Source organism: Croceicoccus estronivorus, assembly GCF_001625325.1.
In the GTDB taxonomy this organism is placed as follows: Bacteria; Pseudomonadota; Alphaproteobacteria; order Sphingomonadales; family Sphingomonadaceae; genus Caenibius; species Caenibius estronivorus.
On record NZ_JRQQ01000004.1, the window covers coordinates 1 to 19,077 of the forward strand.

General features: G+C 58.7%; 17 protein-coding genes. 13 read left to right on the forward strand and 4 right to left on the reverse strand.

Annotation, left to right across the window (positions count from 1 at the left end):
• Positions 1–112 precede the first annotated feature (112 nt).
• Positions 113–1,852 carry an N-acyl-D-amino-acid deacylase family protein gene (locus tag MB02_RS07695; RefSeq protein WP_067535116.1) on the reverse strand — a complete coding sequence of 580 codons (1,740 nt, stop codon included), beginning with the start codon at positions 1,850–1,852 and terminating at the stop codon, positions 113–115.
• 112 nt (positions 1,853–1,964) lie between these two features.
• On the opposite strand from MB02_RS07695, the gene MB02_RS07700 reads away from it, so the two are divergent.
• The 4 genes from MB02_RS07700 to MB02_RS07715 all read left to right on the forward strand — a co-directional run bounded on the left by MB02_RS07700 (position 1,965) and on the right by MB02_RS07715 (position 7,413).
• A complete protein-coding gene (locus MB02_RS07700; protein ID WP_067535119.1) occupies positions 1,965–2,660 on the forward strand; it encodes a TetR/AcrR family transcriptional regulator in 696 nt (231 codons plus the stop codon).
• A 595-nt stretch (positions 2,661–3,255) separates the two neighbouring features.
• On the forward strand, positions 3,256–5,544 hold the full coding sequence (locus tag MB02_RS07705) for a TonB-dependent receptor (protein ID WP_067535346.1): 2,289 nt from the start codon (positions 3,256–3,258) through the stop codon (positions 5,542–5,544).
• 247 nt (positions 5,545–5,791) lie between these two features.
• Positions 5,792–6,367, forward strand: coding sequence for a nuclear transport factor 2 family protein (locus tag MB02_RS07710; RefSeq protein ID WP_067535123.1), 576 nt, complete (start codon positions 5,792–5,794; stop codon positions 6,365–6,367).
• A 104-nt stretch (positions 6,368–6,471) separates the two neighbouring features.
• A complete protein-coding gene (locus MB02_RS07715) occupies positions 6,472–7,413 on the forward strand; it encodes an IS1595 family transposase (RefSeq protein WP_067535126.1) in 942 nt (313 codons plus the stop codon).
• Positions 7,414–7,732: 319 nt separating this feature from the next.
• Here MB02_RS07715 and MB02_RS07720 read toward each other — a convergent pair whose 3' ends face one another.
• Positions 7,733–8,374: a hypothetical protein gene (locus MB02_RS07720; protein ID WP_067535130.1), complete on the reverse strand. Its 642-nt coding sequence runs from the start codon at positions 8,372–8,374 to the stop codon at positions 7,733–7,735.
• A 310-nt stretch (positions 8,375–8,684) separates the two neighbouring features.
• Between MB02_RS07720 and MB02_RS07725 the strand changes: the two genes are divergently transcribed.
• The 3 genes from MB02_RS07725 to MB02_RS17670 all read left to right on the forward strand — a co-directional run bounded on the left by MB02_RS07725 (position 8,685) and on the right by MB02_RS17670 (position 9,282).
• Positions 8,685–8,867: a hypothetical protein gene (locus MB02_RS07725; protein ID WP_067535133.1), complete on the forward strand. Its 183-nt coding sequence runs from the start codon at positions 8,685–8,687 to the stop codon at positions 8,865–8,867.
• Positions 8,864–9,007 carry a hypothetical protein gene (locus MB02_RS17665; protein WP_156495453.1) on the forward strand — a complete coding sequence of 48 codons (144 nt, stop codon included), beginning with the start codon at positions 8,864–8,866 and terminating at the stop codon, positions 9,005–9,007. Before MB02_RS07725 ends, MB02_RS17665 begins: the two co-directional genes overlap by 4 nt.
• Before the next feature lie 134 nt (positions 9,008–9,141).
• Positions 9,142–9,282 (forward strand): hypothetical protein, encoded by a 141-nt coding sequence (locus tag MB02_RS17670; RefSeq protein WP_170304672.1) that lies wholly within the window; start codon positions 9,142–9,144, stop codon positions 9,280–9,282.
• A 35-nt stretch (positions 9,283–9,317) separates the two neighbouring features.
• Here the strand turns inward: MB02_RS17670 and MB02_RS07730 are convergent, their stop codons facing one another.
• On the reverse strand, positions 9,318–10,211 hold the full coding sequence (locus MB02_RS07730; RefSeq protein WP_156495455.1) for an AraC family transcriptional regulator: 894 nt from the start codon (positions 10,209–10,211) through the stop codon (positions 9,318–9,320).
• 248 nt (positions 10,212–10,459) lie between these two features.
• On the opposite strand from MB02_RS07730, the gene MB02_RS07735 reads away from it, so the two are divergent.
• The 6 genes from MB02_RS07735 to MB02_RS07760 are packed head-to-tail and all read left to right on the forward strand — an operon-like array spanning position 10,460 to position 18,249.
• Complete coding sequence (locus MB02_RS07735; RefSeq protein ID WP_067535139.1) at positions 10,460–12,733, forward strand: TonB-dependent receptor; 2,274 nt, start codon at positions 10,460–10,462, stop codon at positions 12,731–12,733.
• 11 nt (positions 12,734–12,744) lie between these two features.
• On the forward strand, positions 12,745–13,983 hold the full coding sequence (locus MB02_RS07740) for a cytochrome P450 (protein WP_067535143.1): 1,239 nt from the start codon (positions 12,745–12,747) through the stop codon (positions 13,981–13,983).
• Between the two features lie 13 nt (positions 13,984–13,996).
• Complete coding sequence (locus MB02_RS07745; RefSeq protein ID WP_067535146.1) at positions 13,997–14,860, forward strand: SMP-30/gluconolactonase/LRE family protein; 864 nt, start codon at positions 13,997–13,999, stop codon at positions 14,858–14,860.
• Entirely contained in the window at positions 14,857–16,278 is a 1,422-nt protein-coding gene (locus MB02_RS07750) for an FAD-binding oxidoreductase (protein ID WP_067535149.1), read from the forward strand. Before MB02_RS07745 ends, MB02_RS07750 begins: the two co-directional genes overlap by 4 nt.
• Entirely contained in the window at positions 16,271–17,128 is an 858-nt protein-coding gene (locus tag MB02_RS07755) for an HpcH/HpaI aldolase/citrate lyase family protein (protein ID WP_067535154.1), read from the forward strand. The genes MB02_RS07750 and MB02_RS07755 overlap by 8 nt, the downstream gene beginning before the upstream one ends.
• Positions 17,125–18,249 carry an SDR family oxidoreductase gene (locus MB02_RS07760; RefSeq protein ID WP_067535157.1) on the forward strand — a complete coding sequence of 375 codons (1,125 nt, stop codon included), beginning with the start codon at positions 17,125–17,127 and terminating at the stop codon, positions 18,247–18,249. Before MB02_RS07755 ends, MB02_RS07760 begins: the two co-directional genes overlap by 4 nt.
• 44 nt (positions 18,250–18,293) lie before the next feature.
• On the opposite strand, the gene MB02_RS07765 is transcribed toward MB02_RS07760, so the two are convergent.
• Complete coding sequence (locus MB02_RS07765) at positions 18,294–19,022, reverse strand: TetR/AcrR family transcriptional regulator (protein ID WP_067535161.1); 729 nt, start codon at positions 19,020–19,022, stop codon at positions 18,294–18,296.
• Positions 19,023–19,077 lie beyond the last annotated feature (55 nt).

Below are 19,077 nucleotides of genomic sequence, written 5' to 3' on the forward strand. Positions count from 1 at the left end.
GGCAACTGCCTGCGTATCTGCTCCGCAGGTAGTGGATTTCCCCGATGCGATAAAAAAGACGGGGCGGAGACCATCGCCTCCACCCCGTCCCTGAACAATCAGATGACTCTGCTTATTCGGCTGCCTGAGCGTACTGGAACTCCGGCGCGGGTGAGAGGAATTCGCCCGGGCGAGTACCTGTCGCACCCGAAGGGTCGAAGGTCGGGGTGCCGTTCACCAGGGTAAGCCGCATCGGCGCGGGATCGCGCGTATAACGCCAGGTGACGCCGCCCATGCCATCGGGAGTGTCGAAGATCTTGCGTTCTTCACGCCGCTCGATCTCGTCGATGTTGAACACGGTGATGTCGGCCGGGTTGCCGACTGCCAGCACGCCACGGCCTTGCAGGTTGAAATGCTCAGCCAGCTTGCCGGTCTGTACGTGGACGGCTTCCTCGATCGTGATCTTGCCTTGACGGACATAGTAGGTGAACAACAACATGTTTTCACCCGGGCCGCAGAACATCTGGGCGTGAGCCCCGGCGTCAGAGACGTTACCCGCCGACTTGGGGTCGCGGATAAGTTCGATGATCACTTCTTCGTTCATGGGGAACGGGGCCATGTGAACGGTCGACTTCACGCCATTGCGAAGGATCCAGTCCGCCATCGCGTCAGAGCGATGCTCGATGCCGGTCATCTTCATGTAATCGACAAGCGTGAGATTCATCGGGCCGACGCCATTGTCCGAATTGCGGAGCAGCAGACGGTCCGGGTTGTTCATGGGAGCATGGTCCCATGCCTTGGTGTCCCAGCTTTCACGGGCACGGGCGCGCCACTCGGGATCGGCCAGCAGCCGTTCCTTTTCTTCCCAGCTATCGGCCGTCACGACTTCATGCCACACGAAATCGCCGGACTGTGCGAAGATCAGCGACTTGGTAAGCGAGAGCGTGTTGGTCGGGGATACGTGAGTGTAGGCGGTCCAGAAATCACGACCATCCGCCTTGAGCTTTTCGTGCTGGGCCTTGAGGTTTTCAAGGATCGGCTTCTGGAAATCCAGTGTCGGCATCCCGCCCCACTGTACGCGAACGTCGAGACCTTCGGTCAGGCGAGCGAAGCGTGCGAGCGCATCCGGGCAAGTCAGCCGGATGAAGGTATCCATCACCACCTGGCACAGCGTTCCGGGGTGACGTTCGAGAACTTCGAACAGAGCCCGGTATTCCTTGTCCTCGGCTGCGAAGGTCGGCACGGGCCGCTCGTCGCCGTCGAAGTCGAGTTGATTGGTGGAAAGTCCGAGAGCGCCGGCCTTGCAGGCGTCATCCAGCAACTCGCACATGCGTTCGATTTCTTCGTCGGTCGCCGCACGTGTCCAGGCGTCCAGGCCCATTACGGCGAGGCGAATGGCGATATGGCCGACAAACGCAGCGTAGTTGAGCGGCAGCTTGATGCGCGATGTCATCGATGCCTTGTATTCGGACCACTTGCGCCAGTCCCAGGGCAATTCGTTGACAAATGCTTCCTTGTCGATGTCTTCGAAGAAGGCGAAAATCCCGACGATTTCGTCGCGGACCTTGGTGTCGTCGGAGATAGGAGCGGCAGAGAATCCGCAATTGCCCATGACAATCGTCGTTGCGCCATAGCCAGGCAGGGGGTTGAGATCGTTCTGCCACCACATCGTCGCGTCGAAGTGAGTATGGGTTTCGATGAAGCCGGGGGTTACGTAGCAACCGCTCGCATCGACCACTTGCTCGTCCGGGCGAGGGGCGAGGTCGGAACCGATTTCAACAATACGTTCCCCGGAGACGCGAACGTCGGCCGGATAAGCTGGCGCCAGGGTCCCATCGACCACCGTACCGCCTTTGATCAGAAACTCTGCCATTTCTCTCCTCCTTGTTATGTTCGATGACGCTATGATACAGCCGGAAATCGGCTAAGCACATTTTGTTAATGACGTAAATTAAATTCAAATGATGAACAAGGGGTAATTCGATATGGCCGGGCAAAAGGGGACCGTGCTGCGCATCCGGCCTCGGGGACGACCTGCGGTATTGTCGGCTGAGGCGATCGTGGAAAAGGCGGTCGGGATGCTGGATGCGCACCCGACGGCGGAGCTTTCCATGGCTGCGATTGCGCGCGAACTGGGTGTGTCCGCTCCGGCCCTCTATCGGTATTTTCCCGATTGGACTGCGCTACTTAACGCCATGTCGGCCGAGGTCTTTCGGGATTTTCCCGAGATACCCGAAGATCTGTCATGGGGCGATCAACTGCTGTTCTGGCAGAAGCAGGTTGTCAGCCTGTATCATCGGCATCGTGGCGTCATGATGCTCATGGGATGGGATGGGCAGTTGGCAGGCCCTTGGCTGCGCGTGCAGATGCCGGTGCTGCTCGTGCTCAAGTACATGGGTTTCCGAGAGCAGGCGCTGGTGGAAACATCCGCGTGGTTCCTCGCCGGAACGCTTGGCCTGATTCGGACTTATCTGCCGGCCGATATGGAAGATGTGGCCAGCAGCAACCAGTTGGATCTGGACAACGGCATTGGATACCTCACCGAGGAGCAGAGGCAGATGCTGGACGAGCAGAGGCCATGGATCACGTCCGGCAATACCGAACGGATATTGGAAACCGGCTTTCGCGCTCTGGTGGAAGGTGTGATCCAGGAACAGCGGCGGATTGGCGCGGCTGACTGACCGTTATGTCCCGGCGTTTGTTTTGCCGCGTTTGCGGTAAGTGCCTCTGTTCGGGATGGCCGCGCCGATGAGCCCTGTAAACGAGGTTGCGCTACGATATTCGTGGCGGTGAGCATTGACGCGTTCTTGCTTCCGAAGGCAACCTCTTCGATAGTCAGCGCAAATGGGATTCGGCTGCGGTCATAAGACTCGCCGTTCCGCACCATTTGCATATCCGGCAGCAGCATCACGCAAATAGCCCCTGCCGACAGGAACCCCAAAATCTGGCGGATTTCCGCCGAAATTCGACGCGTCCGGGCAAGCATCGCTTTGCTGTTGACACTCACATATTTTAATTTATGTGCTTTATAAAAGAGCAATAACTAATCGTCCGTAATTGGTCTGCGGCAGGGAAATCGCGGCCATCGAGCGGTGCCGGGAGGGATAGCGTCATGTTCTTCAGTCCATAATATCGCTGCGTGTTTCCTTCGGTGCATGCGTCCTGTTGGGACGCCGGGTCCGAAATTGAAATCATATCCAATGTGTTGAGTGCGTGAAGGCAGGGCGTTCGGCGTTCCTGACCTTTGATCGCGTCCCGGTTTGAGGAATGCCAATCATGAAATTTGCCAAGACGACTGCCGGCCTGCTGGCCGGCGCCTCGATGTTTGTTGCCGGAGCTGCTTATGCTCAGGCCGATCAGGCGCAAGAAGGTGGCCTGACGGAAATTATCGTCACTGCGCAGAAGCGCGAACAGAACCTTCAGGATGTGCCTATTGCGATCACGGCGCTGAGCACCGAAGCGCTTGAAAACAATCGCGTTACCAGCATCGGCAACCTGGACGGTCTTGCCCCCAACGTGACAGTCAAGGATCAGGGTGATCCCAGTGCACCGTCAATCACCATTCGCGGGATTGGTTGCTGTGCGACGCTGAATGCGGTCGATCCTTCGGTCGGCATCTACGTCGATGGCGTCTATATCGGACGTGCGAGTGGTGCACTGTTCGACCTCGCCGATATCGAGCGGATCGAAATCCTGCGTGGTCCGCAGGGCACGCTTTTCGGGCGCAACGCAACTGCCGGTGCCATGAGCCTGATCAGCCGTACGCCGAGCGGCGAACTGCGCATCAAGCAGGACCTGTCGTACGGCAACTATGATTCATTCCGTTCACGTACGTCCATCGACTTGCCGGCCTTTGGGCCGTTGAGCCTTTCGATGACTTACCTTCATGACGAATCCGCAGGATACAAGAAGAACTCGGCAGCTGGCCTGTCGATTGATTACGGTCCGTCCACGGAAGGCCGCTATGGGGTGCTGACCGCAGCGAAGAGGCTCGGCGCACGCAACACCGATGCTTTCCGTGTCGCGGCTCATCTGGAAGCGGCAGACGATCTCACGATCGACTACAAGTTCGACTATTCCGATACCCATGCAACTGGTGAGCCGGTGCAGGTCGTCGGATTCTCAGGCGGCGATGGCGGCGCCTATGCGGCCGCCATTCTTGGCGCGCAGAGCTACTTCGGCGGGCACACCAACATTGGCACGCGTCCGCTGGATGAAATCTACAATTTCAACACCGACCAGCACCTGCGCACTGGCGGCCACAGCCTCACAATGGAATGGAACGCCACTGACACCGTGACGCTGAAGAGCATCAGCGCCTGGCGTTGGATGAAGATCAGCCCGAACAGCTTCGACCTCGCGGCGAGCGGTGGCCTGGTCGATCCCGAAGGATCGGGCGCGCCTTACACCTTGCTCCAGTCGGTGCGGAAGACCAAGCAGCGCCAGTTCTCGCAGGAACTGCAATTGAACATTTCGACCGATCACGTCGATTTCGTCGGCGGCCTGTTCTATTTCAATGAACGTTCGCCCGCTTATGACCCGCTGTACACGTTCCAGGCTTACCCGGATAACGTGGCCTTGCCGCCAGTTGGTGGTGTGACGAATTCGGTTTCGAAGAATGAATCCAAGGCGGCATTCGGTCAGTTGACCTATCATTTCTCGCCTTCGTTCGATCTTACCGGAGGTATCCGCGCCACGTGGGATCGGCGGTTCGTCGATATCAGCAGCCTGCAGGGCGGTACGACAAACGTCGGGATTGGCGAGCACACCAGCAATTTCAGCAATATCGACTATACTGCGATCGCTTCGTGGAAGCCTCGTGACAATTTCACTGCCTATGCCAAGCTGACGACCGGCTATGTATCGGGTGGCATCGTTGCCGGTATTGCTTTCAACCCGGAAAAGCTGACGTCTTATGAAATCGGCATCAAGGGTGACTTCTTCGATCGCAAACTGCGCGTGAATGCTGATGCGTACTACATGGATTACAAGGACCTGCAGGTGCAGCAGTTCCTCAATGGACAGCTGGTATATGACAATGCCGGCAAGGCGAAGGTAAAGGGCTTCGAGGTCGAATTGCAGGCTGCGCCTGTTCGTGGCCTCACTCTCAATACCAACATCGGCTATCAGAAGTTCATCTATGAATCCTTCGTCGTTGGCGGTGTGGATGTTGGGCGCGACGGTCTCGACATCGCCACCCCGCGTGACGCACCGAAGTGGAACCTCTCGCTGGGCGGACAGTACGACTTCGCGGAATTCAGCAATGGTGCGGTGCCGTTCGTTCGGATCGACGCGCGTTATCGTTCGAAGTCGGCCGCCAATGTCGTGCCGATCGGTGTGCCTGAAACCGATGCGGTGGCCAAGCTGTCAGCCTACTGGCTGGTGGATGGCCGGATCGGCATCCGGGATTTCGATCTTGGCGGCGTGAAGGCAAACGTCTCGCTGTTCGGCAAGAATCTGTTCAACGAGCGTGAATTCCTGTTCATGAACAACCTCAGCACGGTTGTGGCAGGCGTCTTTACGCGTCCGCGCACTTACGGGATCGATTTCTCGGTCGAATACTGATCCACACTCGCCCCTGTCCCGCCGTTGGGATGGGGGCGGTGCCCAATCGGGTATGGTCTTGAAATTCAGCCGCTTGCCTGTTGGGGCGAGCGGCTGAATGCTTTTGCAGGAACAGCCGTTGTCTGAAGCGTTGGCTGGCTGGCGTGGCGATTGTGATCCCACGCTCGTCCGGCGGATGCATTGCAACCGTTGCGTTTCGGAGTCGGTTCCATAGGGTGCGCGATCACATAAACACCGGGGGACAGTCATGAACGGAAAAACGCCTGAGGATGCATCGACAGGACATTTTTCAGAGCTTTCGAGCGATGCGATGTTTTCGATACAGGATCTGGCCGCCCGCGCCGAGATAGCCGATCTGGTTGCCCGCTACAGCCGGGCAGTGGACCGGAGGGATTTCCAGCTCCTGCTCAGTCTTTACGCGCCCGGTGCAATTCACAATCATGGCGAGGCATTTTCGGGTGAAGCAACCGGATTTGTGGAATGGCTGCGCCAATCCATGGGTACCATGATTACCCAGCATCTCGTCGGAAATATGATCGTGCGTGTATTTGGCGAGGAAGCCGAAGGGGAAGTCTACACCGTAAACCACCACATGATCGAAGCGGGTGATACGATCCAGTTTACCGCCGGTGGCCGCTATCTCGACCATTACATCAAAACAGAAGGCCGTTGGCTGTTCGCGCATCGCCGCCGTGTCGTCGACTGGTCGAGGGAGGAGCTTGCCAGCCCCAGCAGCCATACTGCGGGGGTCCTGCGTGGGACTGTCAGTTCCGACGATCCGTCCTATGACACTCTCGGTCGCATGACCAAGATGTTGGGGTAGTTGGGCAAGGCCAGTCTGTTCGGTTTGCCCCCAAAAAAGGGCGATTATATATTTTGCAAACACACCTGATTCTGGTATGCTCTAAAGGGTAAGGAGTTAAGCCAGTGTCCGTCCTTTCGAAGCCCTATTTCCACGACGAAGAAGCGGCCTTCCGCTATCTGGAAAGCATCGTCTGGACGGACGGAGCAACCTGCCCGCATTGCGGCGGCGTTGATCGCATTACCAAGGTCAAGGCGAACCCTGAAAAGCGCATTCGTGTCGGCCTGTGGCGCTGTGGCGACTGCAAGAAGCAGTTCACGGTCAAGGTTCGCACAGTGTTCGAGCATATGCGTCTTCCGTTGCACAAAGCGTTGCAGGCCGTCTATCTCATGACGAGTTCAAAGAAAGGCGTTTCCGCTCATCAATTACACCGCGTACTTGAGATTACCTACAAGACGGCTTGGTTTCTATCGCATCGCATCCGCGAATCCATGCGGTCGGGCGATCTGGCTCCGATGGGCGGAGATGGAGGCATCGTGGAGATCGACGAAACTTTCATTGGGCATGACCGCACCATCAAGCCCAAGGGAGATAAGAAGGGGCGCGGCTTTCACCACAAGTACAAGGTTCTCTCGCTTGTTGACCGCAATACAGGTCGCGCCCGATCCATGGTGGTGGACTCGCTGCGCGCCGCCGATCTGACCCCCATCCTGCAAGCGAATATCGATTACGAAGCGTTTGTAGTTACGGATGAGGCTGGCCAGTACAGGTTCCTTGACCAGCATTTTGCTCAGCACGATTTTGTCTCCCATGGTCGTGGCGAATATGGCCGTGGACAGATTCATACCAATACTATCGAAGGCTACTTCTCGATCTTCAAGCGGGGCATGAAAGGCGTTTATCAACACTGTGGGAAGAAGCACTTGCACCGCTACGTCAGTGAGTTCGAGTTTCGCTATAACAACCGCGAAGCGAATGGTTTCAATGACCGCGACAGATCGCGGGAAGCACTACGCGGGATTGTCGGCAAGCGTTTAACCTATAGCAGCACTGGTCTCGAAGCCTGATCAGAAGATTGGACCGAAGGCCCGTAAGCGCAGTTTCAACGTTGGCGGACGAAGCCGCACCGCAAATCGCTAAAGAATTCATGTGGACGGCAGTTGGGGCTTCCGCTATGAAAATGACCGCTTAGCAATGCCACGCATCAGCGTGGAAAGCCGTTGAGCCTCTAGGGGTTCGGCGGCTTTCGTTTTTCGGTGGAGCCGCCGGGGATCGGACCCGGACCTTCGGCTTAGCAATGCCTCAGTAGCACCAGCTCGGCCCCATAAACGGCAAGCTACTCCGCCTGATATTCGCGGCCTAATTCGCCATTATATTCGCGGGAAATTAGCCGCGAATAGGCGGTTTCCCTCGTTTTCCGGGACCTCGTAATTCGCGGAGCAATTCGCGGAATTGTTCACGTGAGATTGAATTTTTTGGATAGGCTGCACGGGTGGCGGTTAGCGCTTTTCCCTCCGTCACCTGCTCGCCAAATGCCTCAAGGTACACCGTCAGATAGCGTTTCGTCTCTGCTGTGGGCAAAGGTGGGAGATCTGTGCCTGTTGGATCTACAACATCATCGCTATTTGCGACCGGGACTTCCGGGAAAGCAGTCGGATCAAAGCGAACGTCGAATAGTTCCATGCGGTTGGTCGGGCGCATTGGTGTAGTGTCAGGAAGGATCATTACCCCAACAAACGGCTCCTCATCGGTAATCGTAATGTCCCCTGTTTCCCAAAAATCGGCGTCCAATTGTCGCCAGGGGTCAGCCCAGAACTCTGGGCGGATGGCCGTGGGTTCGCCTGTGCTGACCTGCCTGTTGTGACTAAAGGTTGCTGCTATCGAAACGATCTGTCCGCTCGCTAGGCGTCGGTATATCCAACGCTTGCGGATTTCTGCATCAGGCCATTTCCCGGCGAGCGATTCGAGTGCCTGTGCGGGTGTGAGCCAAGTTTGAAAATCGATTGCATCGCTGTCACCTGCGCTCATCCCCGCTCCGTTCGGATCTCTCCGAATGGTGAGCAGGGAAACGCCTCGGAGTGCTGCGCTTTCGGTTGGCCGACCTATCCCTGCCATTGCGTGATAGCACATGGACATAAGACGCAAAGAGCCATATCCAGTCAAAGCCGTCCGGGTCTGAACAGCCTTGATGGTGCACAACATGTGCAGAGCACGGAACCGCCGTATGTCGGGCGGCTCCCGGAATACAATAGCCTCTCGGCGAATACGGGAGGCGTGCTGCACCGTGCTCGCACGTGTTCAACCACCCGGCACCCGCCGGCAGATGAGAGCACGGTAAATGTATAAGGTCTATGGCTTCCCCGAGCGGGGGGCAAAGAGTGTGATGGAAACCGCTAATATCGAGATAGCCAAAGATATAGCCGAACTACTCAGAGCTAAAGGCATGACCGTTCGCATATATGCACAAGATCGTAAAAAGAATGGTGATGTCGTCGAGACGCTGATAGAAAGCGCGAGATGACCTCAGGTAAAACGCAAACCCAGCGCGAGAAGTTCGAGGCACTGGTCCGCGAACTCGAATGCGACGAGGACGAGGCCAAGTGGGATGAGCGACTAAAGAAGGTCACCAAGGGCAAGCCGGCCCCAGAGAAGTCGGAATGACCCCTCGCGATTGTATCGAGTTAATCGCAGCCAGTTCTATTCCGCTGGCGATAATCGCACTCTTCGTAAACCGTTGGCATTCGGGCAGGAACTTGGGTGTCCGAGCAATCCAAATGCTTTCTGTGGCTATGTTCATGCCCGCGATCATCGTTCTGGCCATGGAAAAAATCATCGACGGCGCTGCCGTCGCGGCGCTTATTGGCGGTGTAGTTGGCTATCTCTTCGCAAACATCTCAGAATATGACCGGACCAAATATCGTGACGGTTCAGGCTAAGTTTGCAAAATATATAATCGCCCAAAAAAGCGGTATCAGTGGCGGACCAGTCGCCTGAAATCCGATGGGCTTTGCCCACAAGATCGTTTGAATGCGACCGAAAAACTGCTCGCCGTGGCGAACCCCAGCATATGGGCGATTTCCTTGATCGAATGCCCTTTTTCGGCGAGCAGCAGTTGCGCCCGGCCGATCCGTGTCCGTTGGACATGTTCGTGAATGGTTTCGCCTGTCGATTGCCGGAAACAGCGCATGAGATGTCCGGGGCTGATGCCGCAGGCCTGGGCGAGTTCGGAAATGGTCGGGCTCTGCGCCAGCGAGCTTTCGATATATTCGGTCACCCGGCGTAATTGGGCGGCTGAAAGACCACCGGCTACAGGCCGCTGGTTTTCTATGGTCTGGCGAACGTGGCGGACGACATCCACCATTGCCGTCTGGATCAGCAGATTGACCATGGTCTCGTGAGCAAAGCCGGGGGAGCGTAATTCCGCTGCGAGGCGCCGCATGATCTCGGACATTCCTGGCGTGCGAATGTCGCCACAGGCCAGCAGCCGTTCGTCCGACAGGCCGTCCTCGAACGGTGCCAATACCTTGAACATGCCGCGGTCGAGGCGGCAGGACAACGTCTGCTGCACACCGCCGGGGCCCCAACCGATGATGGGAACGCCACCGGGTACGAACGTGATGTCGCCAAATCGGAAGGGACGGGTTTGGCGGTGACGCCGGACGTAACATCCCGTCGACCCTTGGGGGCGTCCATTGAGGCTGAAGCTCAACACGTGATCGCGTCTCGCCTTGCCCGCCTGGCTCGGCGTGTCATGGCTGTACGTGCGGAGCTGCAGGTTGATGCCCGGTGCAGAATACATGGCATCGACGCGATAATCCCTGATCCGTCGTACGGGGCGACTTTCCAGAGAGACAGAACCGTTCACCGATCACTTCTCCATTTTCGGGGCCTACCGTGCAGGCGCGCCCTCTCTGCTGCAGCCGCAGGATAACGGAACTGCCATGGGGATTCCATAGACCGGAAGTCGCCGGGCCTTTGGAAAATGTTGGCATTTGAAACGATGCGAGTTTCTGAAAAGCCATAGTGCTTCCCGCCCGCTCCGGCCCTGCATAGCATTCCGACTGAAAACGGCCACGCATCGGCAGATGGCCATGATTTTACCGGAGAGGACCAATGATCCGCACGATACGCATAATCGCTGTCGTCAGTACCATGCTGGCATCGGGTACGGCGCTTGCCCAGACATCGGACGATACCGCCGCGCAGGGAAACGGCAGCAATGGCGGAGGCATTGCGGAAATCGTCGTGACGGCGCAGAAGCGAGCGGAAAACCTCCAGAGTACGCCGCTTGCGATCTCGGCCCTGACGTCGGAAGCCTTGACTGCGAGCGGGATTACGAACCTGGCGGGTGTTGCCGCGGTCACGCCCAGTATCTATTCCGCGCCATATCCCAATTCTTCCAATACGCTCAGTTATTTCATCCGTGGGCAGGGCGCCGCCGACCCGATGCAGATTACCCGTGATGGGGCAGTTGGCATTTACGTCGATGGTGTGTTTGTAAACCGTCCGCAGACATCGACGATCGATCTTGCCGATATCGAGCGGATAGAGGTGTTGCGCGGCCCGCAAGGCACGCTTTACGGCCGCAATACGACTGGCGGCGCAGTCAGCGTCATCAGCAGAAAACCGACCGGCGAGGCCGAGGTTCGCGGCAAGTTCACTTACGGCAATCGCGACCGTGTGCGGGGGCTCGTGAATGTCGATTTGCCGGCCATGGGTGATTTCGCGATCAAGCTGACCGGCCTGTTCAGCCGTGTCGACGGCTATGCGAAAAATCCCAATCGCGATTCCAACGATTTCCAGTTCGAAAGGCAGGTAGCAGGCCGTGTCGCGGCCCGCTGGACGCCAAGTGCGGATGTCACGGTCGATTATTCCTATGAGATCGGCAAGGTATCGAACACGCCGATCCTTTACGTCAATCCGGGGTTGGTCGGCGTCGTGCCCGGATATGACGGCGATGGGTATCGGGCTTATCAGCCTGTGAATCTCCCGCTCAGTACCACCAACTTCAACGATCACACCCTGAATGTGGAATGGGTCGCAAGCGACAGCCTGACATTGCGATCGATCAGCGGTTATCGCCGGGTGAAATTCATCGGTCATCAGGAGTTCGCCGGTGCCTACGGCTACGGGCTGACTGGTCTCGAAGACGTCCGTAGCCGACAATACAGCCAGGAATTCCAGGCCGTCGGCAGCATCGGTGACCGTATCGAGTACGTTGCGGGGCTATATTACTTCCGCGAACGCGCCTCCCACTATCAGGAGGTCGGTATCGATTTTTCGGCGGACCTCATCATTCACAATTACCGCAATGTCCGGGCTCTTTCGATCTCCGAAGCCGCCTACGGCCAACTGACCTGGACTCCCCCTGTTCTCGGCGACCGCCTGAAATTGACTGTCGGTGGACGGTACACGCACGACAAGCGCAATTCCACGCGCGACTATCTCGATCAATATATCACGACACCGGATGGGACGATTGTCATTCCCAAGGATCCGGGCACGAGCAACCGGCAGCGTTTCAGCCGGTTCAACCCTTCGTTTGTCGCCAGCATGGCATTTTCCGACAACATCAATGGCTACGCCCGGGTGGCCACAGGCTACAAGGCGGGCGGGGCCAATGAAGGTTCACCGAATTTCGCCGTTACATTCGGGCCGGAAAAGGTGACCAGTTATGAAATCGGCCTGAAAACCGATTTGCTGGACCGGCGGCTGAGAGTGAATCTTGCCGGTTTCATCACCGATTATCGCGGGATTCAGCTGGATCAGTCGCTCGATCCGCAGGACCCTTCCGTCACGGCGACCACCAATGCGGGCAAGGCGCGGATCAGCGGTATAGAGGCCGATGTGACGGCCAGACCGTTCAGGGACCTGACGCTGTCCGTATCCTATGCCTACCTGCATACGAAAATCAGCCGGGTGACGGCAGGGGCCGGGACCGTGTTCGATCCGGTGGTCAATCCTTCCTCGCCGTATCAGGTGGGGGACAATATCGCTTCGCTCTACGTTATTCCCTTTGCCCCGCAGCATGCGGTGACGTTGACTGGCGACTGGACCTTCCTCCGCTTCGACAGCGGAAAGCTGACCGCTCACGCAGACTACCGGTGGAAGGATGATGCGTTTGCCACATCGGGCGCGGGCCCGGCCGTTCCCGGCCGGGAAAAGAATCTCATCCCGGCCTATGGCCTTCTGGATGCGCGTGTCACTCTGGAACGGGAATGGAATGGCCGCCCCTTCACATTCAGCCTGTGGGGCCGCAATATCACGGACAAGCGTCACGTGATCCAGGGCAACGGTATCGGTGGGATACTGACCGGATATGCGGATCAGGTGTTCGCCTATTCCGAACCGGCCACCTACGGGGTGGAGATCGGTTTCGATTTCTGAGGGCGCAATTCATGTCGACCGGGACTCTTCAATTTCAATACGATCCATTCTCGCTGGAAGCGATGACGGACCCGCAGCCGCTCTACCGGAGGTTGCGGCAGGATTTTCCTGTCTATCCCCTGCCGCAGTATCGGGCCTGGGCGTTGTCCCGTTTTCAGGATGTGTGGGACGCGTTTCTGGATCGTGATCGCTTCACCGAAGCCGAAGGGCAGGTCTTTCCGCGTGAATTGCTGGAAGCGCCAGCATCGGAGACTGTGCCTGAACCGCACCTGGAGCCGTTGGACATCTTCAACAATCTCGATCCGCCGGTGCATGGCCATGTCCGGCGTGCGATGGGGGTCTCCCTTCTTCCGGGCGCGGTTGCGAAATTTGAGCCAATGCTGCGCTCCATCGTGCGGGAACGGCTGGATGTTCTGGCCGACACGGGTCGGATGGATGTCAATCACGATCTGGCCAGCCATGTGTCGGCTGGTGCCGCGTGCCATGTTGTCGGGTTGCCGCTGTCCGAAATTCCGGATGCGATATCGCTGGTCAACCGCTCCATGGTGCGTGCTCCGGGCCAATCCGGCATCACAGAGGATGGCTGGGCGGCAATTACGGAGATTACCGCGCGTCTGAAGGCATTGGTCGCTCGTCGCCGCGCCGGGACGGTGCCAGGCGATCCCCGCATGATCGACGGCCTGATTGCGGCGGAAGTATCAGGGCGGGGGCCTTTGACCGATGACGAGATCGCGCACCAACTCGTCAGCATCCTGATCGGCGGCACGGAGTCTCTGCCGAAAGTGGTCAGCGGGGGATTGCGCGAACTGTGGCACAGACCGGATCAAAGAGCGGCGGTGGCAAAAGATCCAGCCGCCAATGCGGCCTCGACGTTTGAAGAGATGGTCCGCATGTTCGCGCCAGCGCAATGGTTCGGCCGGACTCTGAAAGCCGATGCGGAAATTGCGGGCACCGCAATGCGTGCGGGAGAACGGGTGCTGTTGCTGACGGCATCGGCCAATCGGGACGAGCGGGAATTCGACGATCCCGACACGTTCCGCTGGGATCGTCCGACGCGGCGTGTCGTGGCATTCGGCATGGGGCCGCATTTCTGCATCGGTATCCACATTGCGCGTCTGGAAGGACGCCTGATCGTCGAAGAACTGCTGCGCCGCTTCCCCGATTACGAAATCGACGACACAACTGCGGAGCGTGCCGTTTCGGAATTCCAGATCGGCTGGGTCCGACTGCCAATAATTGTCCGCCAATAGGGAAAGGTGCCTGATGCATACATTTACCGCCAAGCCTGACATCGTTGCCACGGGCTTTGCCTTTGCAGAGAATCCCCGCTGGCACGATGGACGGCTGTTCTTCGCAGATATTCATGGCGGCCGGGTATGCGCCATGGCGCCTGACGGGAAAGTGGAGACGATCGTTTCCCCTCCCGATGCGCCCTCGGGCATTGGCTTCATGCCTGACGGGAGCCTGCTGGTCGTCGCGGTACATGAACTGAAAGTGATGCGTTGGAAAGATGGCGTGCTGTCGCAGCATGCAGACCTGTCCCATCTCGCGAGAGTCGGCCTTAACGATATGCTGGTCGATCCCGCAGGCCGCGCATATGCGGTTCAGTACGGTTTCGATTGGCGCGCGGGTGAGGCCGCAGTCGCGGCAGCCCTGCTGGCGGTCGAACCGGATGGCAGTGTCCATATCGCTGCCGAAGGGTTGGAGACAGGCAACGGCATGGCCTTGACGCCGGATGGCCGCACATTCGTGATCGCGGAAAGCGGTGCGTGCCGGTTGAGTGCGTTCGATCGCGCCGAGGACGGCCGCCTGTCCAATCGCAGGGTGTTCGCGCAGCTTCCCGATGGCCATTATCCCGACGGGATCTGCCTCGATAGCGAAGGTGGTGCATGGGTGTCGTGCTGCTGGGGGCCAGGCGTCGTCAGGGTGGAAGATGGCGGTCGGATCACGCATTTCGTGCCGATCGAAGGAGGACGGAATCCTTTCGCCTGCGTTTTTGGCGGGCCTGACCGCCGAACGCTCTATATTTGCACCGCAGAAGAGGAGGAACCAGGTGAGGCGCGGGCGCGGCTGTCATCGCGGATCGAAGCGATTGACGTGGGCTTCGCGGGTGCGGGCCTGCCATGAACATGCCGAATGATCTGCGCACTGCGCTTGCTGATGCTGTCGGGGCGGAACAAGTGTTCGAAGGCGAGGCTATCGACCTTCGCTATCACAGCGATCTTCGCGGCCAGCCCCTGCCGCGCCCTGCGTTCGTTGTCCGGCCGGGAAGTACCGGGGAAGTTGCCGCAGTCCTGAAAGCGGCGGCACGCTTCCACACCCCTGTCACAACCCAGGGCGGCCGCACAGGTGTCGTGGGCGGGGCCGACGCAGGTGCGGATGCGATAGTTCTGTCATTGGAACGAATGAACCGCATCCTCGAGATAGATCCTGCGAGCATGACGATGACAGTCGAGGCCGGTTGCGTTCTTCAGGCGGCGCACGAGGCAGCCGAAGCTGAAGGAATGATCCTGCCACTCGATCTGGGCGCCCGCGGCACTGCCACGGTGGGTGGCAATATCTCGACCAACGCGGGCGGTGTCCGTGTCCTGCGCTGGGGCATGATGCGTGACATGGTGCTGGGTGTGGAAGCGGTGCTGGCCGATGGCACTGTGTTGCCCGGTCTGCGCAAGACGATCAAGGATAACGCCGGGTACGATTGGAAGCACTTGCTGATCGGCAGTGAAGGCACGCTGGGTGTGGTTACGAAGGCCGTCTTGCGGCTCCGCCCGGCCCCGCGCAGCACGTCTACAGCCTTGCTATCCCTGGCCCATTTCGACGATGCGGTGCGTCTGTTGAGACGGCTGGAAGGCGACATGGGTGGGACCCTTTCGACTTTCGAATTGATGTGGGACGATTTCTATGAACTGATTACGACAGCGAATGCGGATAAACGCCCCGCCCCGCTGCCGGTCGGCTCGTCGCTTTATGCTCTCGTTGAAGTTCTCGGGGCCGATCCTGATAACGATCCGGTGAGATTCGAGCAGGTATTGGCTTCCGTCATTGCCGATGGTCTGGCAACCGACGCCGTAATCGCGCAATCCGGTGCGGACCGTGAGCGGTTGTGGGCCGTTCGCGAGGACTTGAACGAGGCATTTGCCAATCTGTGGCCGCTTTTCGCCTTCGATGTCAGCGTTGCAGTGTCCGACATGGCGGCCTTCGTCGCCGATGCGAAAGCCAGCGTCTTGTCCCGTTTTCCCGACGCGAGGCTGATTACGTATGGGCACATCGGGGACGGAAATCTCCACCTGATGGTCGGCACCGGGCATGCCGATCATGATACCCATCATGCAGTCGATGTCGCCGTGTTCGAGGCCGTTCAGCGGTTCGGCGGGTCGATCTCCGCTGAACATGGCATTGGATCGGCCAAGCGCAATTACATCGGCTATTCGCGTGCGCCTTCGGAACTGGCGCTGATGAAGGCGATCAAATCCGCGATCGATCCCGACAATATCCTCAACCCGGGAAAGATTTTCCCTGACCAACCGGAAAAACCCCATGGCTGAAATCGAACCGTTACGCCGATCCATGCTCTATCTTTCCGGTGCCTATCCGGACATGCTGGGCGTCTATCCCAAATTCCCTGCGGACATGTTCTGCTTCGATCTGGAAGACGGTACGCCACCGGCGGACAAGATCGTCGCTCGGCAACGCATTGCTGATGCGCTGAACGATCCGGACCCTGCAGGCCGCGAACGCCTGCTGAGAGTGAACGGCTTCGACACCCCCTGGGGTTACGACGACCTCGTGACCGCAGCGGGCATGCCGCTCGATGGAGTGTTGTTGCCCAAGGTCGAAGGAGCGGGGGCAGTGCGGCAGGCGATTGCTGTTCTTGACGCGGCAGGTGCGCCAGCTTCCCTGAATGTCTGGTGCCTTGTCGAAACGCCGATGGGAGTGTTGCGGGCGGAAGAGATCGCCACCTCCAGCGAGCGTGTGGCAGGGCTGGTGATCGGTGGTACCGATCTGGCGGAAACGACACACACCCGGCAGACGGCGGGGCGGCTGCCGCAGCTTGCCGCACTCAGCCATTGTGTGCTGGTCGCCCGGGCCTATGGCCTGGCGATTATCGATGCCGTCCATCCCAACTATAAAAACGACGACGGTTTTGCAGAGAGTTGCGCCCTTGGGGTGGAATTCGGGTTTGACGGCAAATCGATTGCACTGCCTGCCACGATTGCCGCCGCCAATGCCGCTTTCGGGCCAAGCGAAGATGAAATCGCCCATGCGCGGGAGCAGGTTGCTGCTTCGGATGGCGTGGGCGATGGCTATGCCAGTTTACATCTGGCCCACGCCCGGCGGCTGCTCGCGCGCGCTGAACAGGTCGCGGAACAGGATGCGCGGAGGGGAGCGCTGTGACCGGGAAAGTCCTGATCGCCGGAGGGCTGGGGCTCGTCGGACGTGCGGCAGTGGAACATTTCGAAGCGTTGGGTGACTGGGACATTGTCGCGCTTTCCCGCCGCGAGCCGGATTTTCCCACCCAGGCGGATTTCGTTTCGGTGGACCTGTCGGATCGCGAGGCGACGCTGTCAGCGCTTTCGAGAATCCGCGACGTCACTCACATCGTTTACGCTGCCGTGATGGAAAAGCCGGTTCTGGCCGATGGCTGGACCGATGCCGAACAGATCGCGGCCAACCTGGCGATGTTGCGCAATCTGCTTGACGGACTAGAGCCGGACAATTCGACACTGCGGCACATCACCCTGTTGCAGGGTGGAAAGGCCTATGGGGCGCATCTCGGGCCAATGAACCTCCCCGCGAAGGAGAGCGACCCTCGGCACATGCCGCCCAACTTCTATTTCGAACAGGAAGACCTGTTACGGCGAAGGCAGGAGCAGGGCGCCAAGTGGGCGTGGACGGTCCTGCGGCCAATGGCGTTGATCGGTTTTGCTCTCGGCAGTCCGATGAATCTGCTTTCCGCGATTGGAACATATGCGGCTATCGCCCGCGAACTGGATGTGCCGTTCCGGTTTACGGGGGCGATGCATCAGCAGATCGGTGAATTGACCGATACCCGGCTTCTGGCGCGCGCGATTGCCTGGGCGGGCCTGTCGCCTGCTGCGGCAAACCAGATTTTCAATGTAACCAATGGCGATTTCGTGGTCTGGCAGACGCTGTGGCCGAAGCTGGCGAACATGCTGGATGTCGAATGGGCGCCGCCACAACCGATGCCCTTGTCGCTGATGATGGCGGACAAGGCCCCGGTATGGGACGAGATCGTCGCCAGATATGGACTGGTGCCCCATCGCTACGATGCGATGGCCAATGCGTCATGGCAGTTTGCAGACGGGATGTTCGGTTACAACGCGCCCCCCAATCTGGCGTTGCTCAGCACGGTCAAGATACGCCGGGCTGGGTTTCACGACTGCATCGACAGTTGCGAAATGTTCGAAGACTGGATCAGTATTCTGCGATCGAGAAAAATCCTGCCGAGCATCAGCTTGTCGGCGCATAGGAGACATGGTGGCGTTTCAGGCTGAAAGGAGGCCTGCTGTATATTCGCGAGGCAACCGCTTGGCGTGTGTCAAACGTCTGCCGTTGTAGGCTTGTCGTCCGGGATCAATTCGGCAAGTCCGCGAATGATGTTGGCGATGCCGAAATCATAAATGGCATCGGTATCCGCATCGCCTATGGTGCGCACAAGTTCCTGAACCAGGGCGAGATCCTTCGGATCAAGATGCGAATTGCGTGCTGCTGTTATCTCGACCGCTGCGGCTTCCTCGCTTGAGGAGATGCGGGTCATCAACAACGCCATCGAGGTCCGGCCCACCCAGTTGGAACCGATGATCAGGGATTCGCCTGAAAGCCCTGCGCGAGACAGGATCCGGAGCAGCGGCACCCACACGTCCAGCCAGGATGGCGTCACTGCGCCGTCCCATTTTATCAGGCGGAGACCGATGGGATAACGGCCGAACAGGTCATACAGCGCCCGCAACCATGCCTCGACCGCATCACGCCATGGGAGGTCGTCCGGTGGCGCGTCGAAAGAGTGAAAAATCCTGCCGGCGGCGTCATCGAGCAGCGCCTCACGGCTGGGAAAGTAGGTGTAGAGCGTCATGACAGACGCGCCGAGCCGCCGGGCGAGCTTGCTCATTGTGAAGGCGGCAAGACCGTCATGCTCAAGCATATTGAGCGTGGCGTTCAGGATTCTGTCGCGGTCGAGCAGTTTGGGGCGCCCGGGGCGCCGCGCCGGCGATGATTGTTCTTGTTCGGAAGCCGCATCCTGGGGGGTGCAGGGGATAGCACGCGTCATATTGGTTATTCTAGAAGGCAATTCGCAACGCCGCAACATCCAGGGGCAATGTCCC

What these genes read in the sequence shown, in the direction of transcription:
- MB02_RS07695 (WP_067535116.1), bottom strand. Translation starts at nt 1,852, where the DNA reads ATGGCAGAGTTTCTGATCAAAGGCGGTACGGTGGTCGATGGGACCCTG.
- MB02_RS07700 (WP_067535119.1), top strand. Translation starts at nt 1,965, where the DNA reads ATGGCCGGGCAAAAGGGGACCGTGCTGCGCATCCGGCCTCGGGGACGA.
- MB02_RS07705 (WP_067535346.1), top strand. Translation starts at nt 3,256, where the DNA reads ATGAAATTTGCCAAGACGACTGCCGGCCTGCTGGCCGGCGCCTCGATG.
- MB02_RS07710 (WP_067535123.1), top strand. Translation starts at nt 5,792, where the DNA reads ATGAACGGAAAAACGCCTGAGGATGCATCGACAGGACATTTTTCAGAG.
- MB02_RS07720 (WP_067535130.1), bottom strand. Translation starts at nt 8,374, where the DNA reads ATGAGCGCAGGTGACAGCGATGCAATCGATTTTCAAACTTGGCTCACA.
- MB02_RS07725 (WP_067535133.1), top strand. Translation starts at nt 8,685, where the DNA reads ATGTATAAGGTCTATGGCTTCCCCGAGCGGGGGGCAAAGAGTGTGATG.
- MB02_RS17665 (WP_156495453.1), top strand. Translation starts at nt 8,864, where the DNA reads ATGACCTCAGGTAAAACGCAAACCCAGCGCGAGAAGTTCGAGGCACTG.
- MB02_RS17670 (WP_170304672.1), top strand. Translation starts at nt 9,142, where the DNA reads ATGCCCGCGATCATCGTTCTGGCCATGGAAAAAATCATCGACGGCGCT.
- MB02_RS07735 (WP_067535139.1), top strand. Translation starts at nt 10,460, where the DNA reads ATGATCCGCACGATACGCATAATCGCTGTCGTCAGTACCATGCTGGCA.
- MB02_RS07740 (WP_067535143.1), top strand. Translation starts at nt 12,745, where the DNA reads ATGTCGACCGGGACTCTTCAATTTCAATACGATCCATTCTCGCTGGAA.
- MB02_RS07745 (WP_067535146.1), top strand. Translation starts at nt 13,997, where the DNA reads ATGCATACATTTACCGCCAAGCCTGACATCGTTGCCACGGGCTTTGCC.
- MB02_RS07750 (WP_067535149.1), top strand. Translation starts at nt 14,857, where the DNA reads ATGAACATGCCGAATGATCTGCGCACTGCGCTTGCTGATGCTGTCGGG.
- MB02_RS07755 (WP_067535154.1), top strand. Translation starts at nt 16,271, where the DNA reads ATGGCTGAAATCGAACCGTTACGCCGATCCATGCTCTATCTTTCCGGT.
- MB02_RS07765 (WP_067535161.1), bottom strand. Translation starts at nt 19,022, where the DNA reads ATGACGCGTGCTATCCCCTGCACCCCCCAGGATGCGGCTTCCGAACAA.